The following is a 2077-nucleotide window of genomic DNA, read 5'->3' on the forward strand; positions in this document are numbered from 1 at the left end:
CGCCATGGAATACGTGGAAGGACAGACGTTGAAGGAATTGATTTCGGGCGATGGGGCGATTGGCGTAGGGGCACGGCGCGCCGTGCCCCTACCTGTAAAGGACGTCATTGACATCGCCACCCAGATCGCCTCCGGCCTTGCCGCCGCTCACGCCAAAGGCATTGTCCACCGCGACCTCAAGCCGGCCAACATTATGCTCACCGAGCAGGGAGTAGCCAAGATCGTCGATTTCGGTTTGGCGAAGCTGAAGGGAATGACCCGGCTGACCAAGTCCGGCACCACCCTGGGCACCGTGGCTTACATGTCGCCCGAGCAGGCCCTGGGCAAGGAAGTGGACCAGCGTAGCGACATCTGGTCGTTGGGAGTGATCCTTTACGAGATGCTCAGCAACAAGCTGCCGTTCCCCGGCGAGTACGAGCAGGCCATGCTCTACGCCGTGATCAACGAGGAGCCGGAACGGTTGATGAAAACACGGCCGGATGCCCCAGCGGGGATGGACCCGATTATCGGCCGCGCCCTGGCCAAGGACCCGGCAAAACGTTACCAGACCATTGACGATCTATTGGAAGACCTGAAGGCTGTCTCCGCGGGACTTGCGCCGCCAAGAGCCAAGGTCAAGCCAGCCCCGAAAAGATTTGTCGGCATCCGCAGAATTTATTGGTTTACCGGCTTGGCGATCGCGGCCGCAATCATGGGGATTCTGAATAAAGGGAAGATAAGCATCCTTTTTACAAAAAAACCGGAAGCCGCGGTCATCCGCTCGCTGGCGGTATTGCCGCTGGTCAACTTTTCCGGAGACCCGAGCCAGGAATACTTCTCCGACGGCATGACCGACGCCCTGATCGCGGGCCTGGCCCAGATTAAGGCCATCAAAGTCATCTCGCGAACTTCGGTCATGCAGTATAAGGAAACAAAAAAGCCGCTGCCGCAGATCGCCCGGGAACTGGGAGTGGAAGGAATCGTCGAGGGCTCGGTCATGCGCTCCGGTAACCGGGTGCGCATCACGGCCCAGTTGATCGACGCGCGTCAGGACCGCCACCTGTGGGCCAACAACTACGAGCGCGAGATGACCGACGTGCTGGCGCTGCAGTCGGAGGTGGTGCGCGCGATCGCAAGCGAGATCCGCGCCCAGGTTACGCCGTTCGAGCACGAGCGCCTGCGCGCGTCGCGAACGGTCGATCCCGAAGCTTATCAGGCCTATCTCATGGGCCGCTTTTACTGGGACAAGGCCACGGCCCCGGCCATGGAGAAAAGCATCGAGTATTTCAAAAAAGCGATCGTCGGCGACCCGCAGAACGCGGCCGCCTACGCCGGACTGGCCGATGCGTACGGTATACAGGGGCAAATGGCAGGGCTGCCGCTCTCCGAGTTCGCCCCAAGGATGCGAGAGGCCGCCCTGAAATCATTGGAAATCGATGAGACCTTGGCTGACGGTCATGCGGCTTTGGGGAGCATCAGAACCAGCGACTGGGACTGGCAGGGAGCAGAGCGGGAATGCAAAAGGGCGATCGAACTGAATCCCAACCATGCGTTTGCATATCTATGGTACTCGCAGCTTCTAAACCTGCTGGGTCGTCATGAGGAAGCATTGACAGCGTGCGCTCGGGCCAAGGAGCTGGACCCATTGAATCCCTTCATTGCTGCGAATCTACTGTGGCGTTACTATTATCTCGGCCGTTATGAGGAGGCCATTGCAGCCTTAAACCAGCTGATGGAGATGAATCCGAATTACTGGTTGAACTACTGGACGCGCGGGCTCTTGTATTCGGCTTTGGGAAAGTATGAAAAAGCAATCGCCGATCAACTCAAGGCGGTGGCTTTTTCGGAAGGATCGCTGGAATGCCTGCCCGACCTCGGCTTTGCCTACGCGAGAGCAGGCAAGAGGGCCGAGGCGGAAAAAGTACTCGTCAGGCTGCAGGAAGAATCAAAGAAACGGCATGTTCCAGCGAGCCTCCTCGCCCCCGTGTACGCAGGCCTCGGGAAAAAGGAGCAGGTTTTCGCTTCGCTGGAGAAGGCGTTCCAGGAACGTGATATCCGATTGGCGTATTACTTGATGGACCCGTCGTTCGCTTCGTTA

The 2077-nt window shown here is 58.6% G+C and carries 1 protein-coding gene (cut by a window edge); it reads left to right on the forward strand.

All coding sequences use genetic code 11. The features are described from left to right. Positions 1 to 2077: part of a protein kinase coding region (locus tag NTW95_09550; protein ID MCX6557655.1), annotated on the forward strand (this coding region is incomplete at its 5' end). Its footprint extends 21 nt past the window's final position; the window shows 2077 of its 2098 annotated nt.

Source organism: Candidatus Aminicenantes bacterium, from assembly GCA_026393795.1.
In the GTDB taxonomy this organism is placed as follows: domain Bacteria; phylum Acidobacteriota; class Aminicenantia; order UBA2199; family UBA2199; genus UBA2199.